The organism is Tepidisphaeraceae bacterium (assembly GCA_035998445.1).
Lineage (GTDB): Bacteria > Planctomycetota > Phycisphaerae > Tepidisphaerales > Tepidisphaeraceae > DASYHQ01.
In genome coordinates this window covers 21045-27591 of sequence record DASYHQ010000012.1, presented here as the reverse complement: position 1 = coordinate 27591, position 6547 = coordinate 21045, and the positions used below count along the sequence as shown (strand labels likewise).

Here is a 6547-nt window from a genome sequence, read left to right as displayed (position 1 = left end):
ATCGAGCGATTCTTCTGCCGCATCCGCCGCTGCCGGCGCGTGGCCACGCGGTACGAGAAGAAGGCCGCCAACTTCGCCGGCTTCGTCTACCTCGCAGCCTTCATCACCGCGGAGGAATGAATGTCCGTACCACCTAGAGCGTGTTATGCACTTTCCGCCTCAGAAACTGGTTTGGGTGCCACGGTTTGGTACTCCAAGCCGTGCCGGTACACGCAGACACGGCTTGGCGTACCAAACCGTGGCACCCAGCGTCGTCACGCCTGCGTTACCGACCCCGAAAGTGCCTAACACGCTCTAGCCAAACGCCCCAAGGGACCTGCCCCGCGTTCAACCTTTTGGTAAGGCGGGTGGCACCCGCTCACCAATGACCAATGACCAATGACCGATGACTTACTGTTCTTGGTCATTGGTGCTCGGACATTCAATGGTCGTTCGGGTTTGGGCATTGAAGCTTTTCCCGTCCCTCGAAATCACCCCCACCCAACCTCCCCCGGCGCACCGGGAGAGGGGCCAGAGCGCTTAATACACATTCCGCCCACTCACTGACCACTATCCACCGACCACCGCCCACTCCCCTTCCCCTTTCCTTGACGCTTCCCCCACCCCCCGATACCGTCGCCCCTTCATGTTAAAGCGCACCCCGTTCTACGATTTCCACGTGAGCAAGAACGCCAAGCTGGTCGATTTCGCCGGCTGGGAGATGCCGATCCTCTACCGCTCGATCGTCGACGAGCACGAGCAGACGCGCAAGAGCGGCGGCATCTTCGACGTGTCGCACATGGGGCGCCTGGCCTTCAGCGGGAAGGACGCCGTCCGCTTCCTCGATCATGTGCTGACGCGCAACTGCGCCGCCATGACGGTCGGCCAGAGCCGGTACAGCCTGGTCTGCAACGAGGCCGGCGGCGTGCTGGACGACGTGATCGTCAGCAGGGACAAGAAGAACTGGATCATGGTCGTGAACTCCAGCAACCGCGAGAAGCTGGTGCGGCACTTCCAGTCCGTCCGCAAGGCCGGCGACTTCGACGTCGACATGGTCGACAACACCGACAGCACCGCGATGGTCGCCCTTCAGGGGCCCAAGGTCATCGACCGCATGGGCGAGTTCCTGCCGACCGTGAAGGACCTGAAGCGCTACGGGTTCGAGAGCGGCACGCTGATGATGCTGATCAAGTACACCGTCTTCCGCTCTGGCTATACGGGTGAGGACGGCATCGAGCTGATCATCCCCGCCAAGCTGGCCCCGATGGCGATCAAGATGCTGGGCGGCAAGGAGGACAAGGAAGGCGCCACCCTGCGCCCCGCCGGCCTGGGCGCCCGCGACACGCTGCGCTTAGAAGCCGGCATGCCGCTGTACGGCCACGAGCTGAACGAGACGATCGACCCGATTAGCGCGAGCCTGAGCTGGGCGGTGGACCTGAACAAGGAGTTCATCGGCGCCGCGGCGCTACGGCAGATCGCCACCGACGGCCCGAAGCGCAAGCTGGTGGGCCTGGAACTGGAAGGCCGCCGGATTGCTCGGCAAGATGCGCCGGTGCTGTCGGCCGACGGGCAGACCATCGGCATCGTCACCAGCGGCACCTTCGGCCCCACGGTGCAGAAGAGCATCGCGATGGCCTACGTCGACACCGCCCACACCCCCGAGGGCACGCAACTGGCCGTCGATCTGAAGGGCACGACGAACGCAGCGACGGTGGTGAAGCTGCCGTTCTACAAGCGAGCGTGATTGACGTGGCACGGGTTTTCAACCCGTGTCTTCGCATGACTTCAAAAATTCACGGGTTGAAAACCCGTGCCACAAGAGCAACCTATGTCTGACACCCCATCCGACCGCAAGTACCTGCAGACCCACGAGTGGCACAAGCCCGCCGGCGACGTTGTCACGCTGGGCATCACCCAATTCGCCGCCGACGAGCTGACGGACATCACCTACGTGGCGCTGCCGAAGGTCGGCCAGACGTTCAAGGCGGGCGACCGGTTCGGTGAGGTGGAATCGGTGAAGGCCACCAGCGACATGTACACCGGCGTCGCGGGGACCGTCACCGAGATCAACGAGGCCGTGAACGCCGACCCCGGATTGGTCAACCGCGACCCGTATGAGGCGGGCTGGCTGATCAAGCTGAAGGCGACGAACGCCGCCGAGCTGGACGGCCTGCTGGCCGTCGATGACTACCTGAAGAAGATCGGCCACTGATCGCAGCGTAGGGGCAGGCCTCCGTGCCTGCCCTCCCTTTCGTCTGAGCATAAACGCGGGCGGGCACGGAGGCCCGCCCCTACAGCTTTACCGACAGGGGCGAGCCCATGAAGTCCCTCGCGCTGACCGTTCTGCTCGCGCCTGCGGCCGTAGTGGCGCAAGACAAGCTGTTCCCGGCCGACGCGGTGATCAACGTCACCCTACCGCCCTACAGCGCCACGCCCGACGATGACCGCGACGACACCGACGCCCTCCAGCGCGCGGTAAGCGACCACGTTGGCACGGGCCGCACGCTCTATTTCCCCGCGGGCGTGTACGACATCAGCCAGCCACTGGTCGCCAAGACCAAGGACGGCCTGTGGGAGGCGCACCTCACGCTGCAGGGGCAACATCGGGATAAGACGATCCTGAAGCTGACCGACGCTACTCCCGGTTTCACCGATGCAGCGAACCCGCAGGCCGTCTACTCCAGCGGAAACCACTGGCAACCCGGTGACGACCCGGCCGGCGGGGGCAACAAGGCTTTCCGCAATAACTTCTTCGACCTGACGATCGACACCGGCCACGGCAACCCCGGCGCCATTGGCATCGAGTGGGCCAACAGCAACCAAGGCACAATTCGTGACGTGACCGTCCGCAGTGGTGACGGCACGGGCTCAAGCGGTATCGCGATGAAGCGCCGAATTCCCGGGCCGGGGTACATCAAGGACGTGACCGTCGAAGGCTTCGACGCCGGCATCGACGTGAAGGACGGCCAGTACGGCTTCACGCTGGAAGACGTGACGGTGCGCGGGCAGCGCGTCGCGGGCATTCGACTGCACGACAACCTGCTGCACATCCGCGGGTTGATGAGCGAGAATGCGGTGCCGGCGATCGTGGCGACGGGGGCCATCTCGGCCCTCACGGCGACCAGTCTTCGCCTTGGTGGGGAAGGGGACGCCGACAAGGCGACCATCGACGCGTCGGGCACGACGCTGCTCCGCACCGTCGCTCTGCCTGACACAAACCATTCGTCCGTTCTGCTTGACGGCGAACCGATCGAGACGCCTTCGCTCGAGTTGCTCCCCACCCCCGACGGCCGTGGGAAGGCGTCGAAAAGCCGAGCAATTTTTGAAGCTACCCAGCCGCACCAGCGCGCGCCCGGCCCACGGGTGGCACGAACGTTCCTCATCCAACCAGAAGACTCACCGACCTTCTGGAACGCCGTCCTGACCGACTGGATCGCCGTCGGCCCGCGGCAAGATGGCGAGCCCGACGACACCGCCGCCATTCAACGCGCGTTCGATTCGGGCAAGTCGACGATCTACTTCGTCAACGACCGCATCTACCACCTCTCCGATACCCTCGTCATCCGCGGGAACGTGCGGCAGGTGCTCGGCATGGGGGCTGAGATCAACCTCGGCGCCGCGAAGGAGCCGTTCAGCGATAAGCAGAACCCACGGCCATTGATTCGCATCGACGAGACGAACCACCCCGAGGTGTTCTTCGAACGCATGTTCTTCAATGCCCAATACCCCGGCGAGGTGCTGTTCGAAAGCAACACCACCAAGACGGTCGTCATCAAGCACAGCATGGGCTGGGTCGGCAACGAGGGCCTGCGGCGCACCTATCGCAATACCTCGCGGGCGCAGGGGGCGAAGGTCTTCATCGAAGACTGCTTCCTGCCTGGCTGGGAGTTCACGAAGCAAAATGTCTGGGCCCGCCAGCTGAACCCCGAGAACTATGACGGCGACGGCACCACCAGCCAGGTGACCAACGCCGGCGGGCGACTCTGGATCCTGGGTTTCAAGACCGAAGGCCCCGCCCCGTTCATCACCACCACCGCTGGCGGCGCCACCGAACTGCTCGGCGGGTACAACTACATCAGCGCCACCCAACTGCCCGCGGTGCCCGCCGGCGCCGTGCCGTACGACGTGCAGGACGCCGTCGGCTCGTTCACGTTCGTCAGCGAGAACTTTCGCGACAACGACTACGACGTCTACATTCGTGATGCGCAGGGCGACGACGTCGTCAACGTTTCCCCCAAAGATCTACCCCCGCGCAACGGCACACGCGGCGACCGCTCGCGTGCCGTGCCGCTCTACCGCACGCGCGCCGCGACCCGGCCGGTCAGTCAGTAGCGGGTCTTAACCGTGGCATGGGCGTCTCGCCCATGCATGTGGATTGGAACAGCAGATACGATTAGTGCCCGCAGCGCCGATCAAGCCGCTAACCAACAATAAAATCTTCCGGCCTCATCGCGAGCATGGGCGGGACGCCCATGCTACGGCGCAGCCTTACATGGATCGGGTTGAATGTCCGCGCGTACCACGGGCGGCTCGCCCGTGTCTTCGGTCTGAAAAAAACGGGCGGACCGCCCGTGGTACGCAGACCGCAACGCGCATGAAGGAAACCCGTTTCGTACTACACCGCCCGCTCGCTCATCGGCCGCGAGGGCGTCTTCAGCGCCCACCCCTGGCAGCCCGCATAACCGCCGCGGTCGCGGAACATCGCGAACACTTCATCGCGGCTCATCTCCGCCGCCGCGCGCGTGCAGTAGTGGTACTGCATCGCCTGCCGGCGGCTCTGCGAGTGGTTCGGCGGCGTGCCGTGCCATAGCAGGCCGCTGAAGAACATCGCGCCGCCCGGCTTTAGCGGGATGGCGACGTCCTTGCTCACGTCGATGCGGTCGTCGGGCAGTTGGCAGTCGCGGTCGTGGTAGTGCGCCTGCGGGCCGAGCTTGTGCGTGCCGGGAATGGCGTGCATGCAGCCGTTGTCGAGCGTGGCGGCGTCGAGCGCGATCCACGTGCCCAGCACGCTGTCGAGCGGCTTGATGCGGAAGTAGGCCGTGTCCTGATGCCACGGTTTTTCAGCCCCACCGCCGGGCGGCTTCAGCAGCGCCATGTCCTGCAGCAGGATCAGTTCGGCCTCCATCAACCGCTGGCCGATCCCCATTAGCACCGGGTGCGCCGCGGCCCTCGCCAGGCCCGGCACCTTGTCGACGAACTTAAACAGCTTACGCACCGCCAGCACACGCTCGGCCGGCGACAGCTTGGACCCATCCACGCCCGGCTCGTAATGCACCACGTCCAGCGAGCCATCATCCGCCAGGATCGTCTCGTGGATCACCTTCAGATACTCGGCGACCTCGTCCTGCGTCAGCACGTTTTCGACGGCGATAAAGCCGTCCTCATGGAACCGCCGAATCGCGGCGGCGTCGATGGCGTCCGGGTGCGGGATGGGCTGGTGAACGTTCGTGTAGCTGTAGAGCCGCCGGGCACGGTCGGTGGCGGCAATGTTGGACGTGGGAAGGGTTGCTGTGTTCATGATGCCACAACCATCGCTCACGTTCGCCAATTCGCCCATGGATATTCGCAGGCGAGGCTTGTACTTTTGTGATGTACAGCCGACCACATGTCTTCGCTTTTCTCCCAGATCCGCATTATCAACGCCGCCACGGTAACGTGCGAGCCCGGCTGGTCATGGCAGACGCGGCCGGAACGGTTTACGCACTTCAACCTATGGACCGTCCACAGCGGTGTCGGTCAAATGCAGTTGGGAAAGACCACCTACGACCTGTCCGCCGGCCGGGTGTTCTGCTTTCGACCGTACACCGACGCCCACGCCACGCACGACCCGAAGCGGCAGTTGCGCGTCACCTACATTCATTTTCACTTTCGTGATGCCCGCGGGCGCAACTGGCAACCGCCCGAAGGCGTGCTGCCACCGTTGACGAAGCAGATCCGATCGACCGATCTGTTCGCGCTCACCTGTGACCGCATCAGCCGCCTGGACGATTTGCCCGGCGGTCGCGGCGAGGCGGAGGCGTACCTGACGGCGATGCTGATCGGCCTGCGCGCCGAGCACACCGACCCCTCGCCCGACGCCCCCGCGCTAATCGCCGCCGAGCGGTTCATTCGCGAACGGCCGGGCGAGGTGGAATCGGTCGCGCAGCTCGCAAGGCAAGTGGGAATCACCCCCGAACATTTCGCGCGCCTGTTCCGCCGACATTTCGGGAAGGCCCCGAAGGATTACCTGATCGACGCCCGCATCAGCCGTGCGCGCGACCTGCTGTCGCAGAACCAGCTGACCGTCACCCGCGTCGCCGAGCTGCTGGGGTATGGCGATGTGTTCTTCTTCTCTCGCCAGTTCAAGGATCGCACCGGCCTGTCGCCGATACAGTGGCGGCAGGCCAATCCCGAGTAGCACGGCCCCCAGTTAGGGTGACGCCGACGGCTCGCCCGCCCGTGTCTGCATTTTTGAAACGAGCGAAATCCAGAGCAAACCACTAGCGGACAAGCCGCTGGTGGCACGCATGGAACTGTCATCTGGCACAACTTTCGTCGAACGCGACAAACCCTTTGCGACCCCTTAATA

6 protein-coding genes are annotated in these 6547 nt (G+C 64.3%); 5 read left to right on the top strand and 1 reads right to left on the bottom strand.

Annotated features, from left to right (window positions below; all coding sequences use genetic code 11):
* From VGN72_03450 to VGN72_03435, 4 genes are all read left to right on the top strand, one after another.
* Positions 1-120, top strand: a 120-nt coding sequence (locus tag VGN72_03450; protein HEV7298394.1) for a transposase, incomplete at its 5' end; no start/stop codon positions are given.
* A 505-nt stretch (positions 121-625) separates the two neighbouring features.
* Positions 626-1723, top strand: a complete 1098-nt coding sequence (gcvT, locus tag VGN72_03445; GenBank protein ID HEV7298393.1) for a glycine cleavage system aminomethyltransferase GcvT — start codon at positions 626-628, stop codon at positions 1721-1723.
* An 84-nt stretch (positions 1724-1807) separates the two neighbouring features.
* Positions 1808-2191, top strand: a complete 384-nt coding sequence (gene gcvH, locus VGN72_03440; protein ID HEV7298392.1) for a glycine cleavage system protein GcvH — start codon at positions 1808-1810, stop codon at positions 2189-2191.
* 107 nt (positions 2192-2298) lie between these two features.
* Positions 2299-4311, top strand: a complete 2013-nt coding sequence (locus VGN72_03435; GenBank protein HEV7298391.1) for a glycosyl hydrolase family 28-related protein — start codon at positions 2299-2301, stop codon at positions 4309-4311.
* A 283-nt stretch (positions 4312-4594) separates the two neighbouring features.
* On the opposite strand, the gene VGN72_03430 is transcribed toward VGN72_03435, so the two are convergent.
* Positions 4595-5497, bottom strand: a complete 903-nt coding sequence (locus VGN72_03430; GenBank protein ID HEV7298390.1) for a phytanoyl-CoA dioxygenase family protein — start codon at positions 5495-5497, stop codon at positions 4595-4597.
* 87 nt (positions 5498-5584) lie between these two features.
* Here VGN72_03430 and VGN72_03425 point away from each other — a divergent pair, with 87 nt between their 5' ends.
* The gene (locus VGN72_03425) at positions 5585-6376 is read left to right on the top strand and encodes an AraC family transcriptional regulator (protein ID HEV7298389.1); all 792 of its coding nucleotides are present in this window, start codon (positions 5585-5587) and stop codon (positions 6374-6376) included.
* Positions 6377-6547 lie beyond the last annotated feature (171 nt).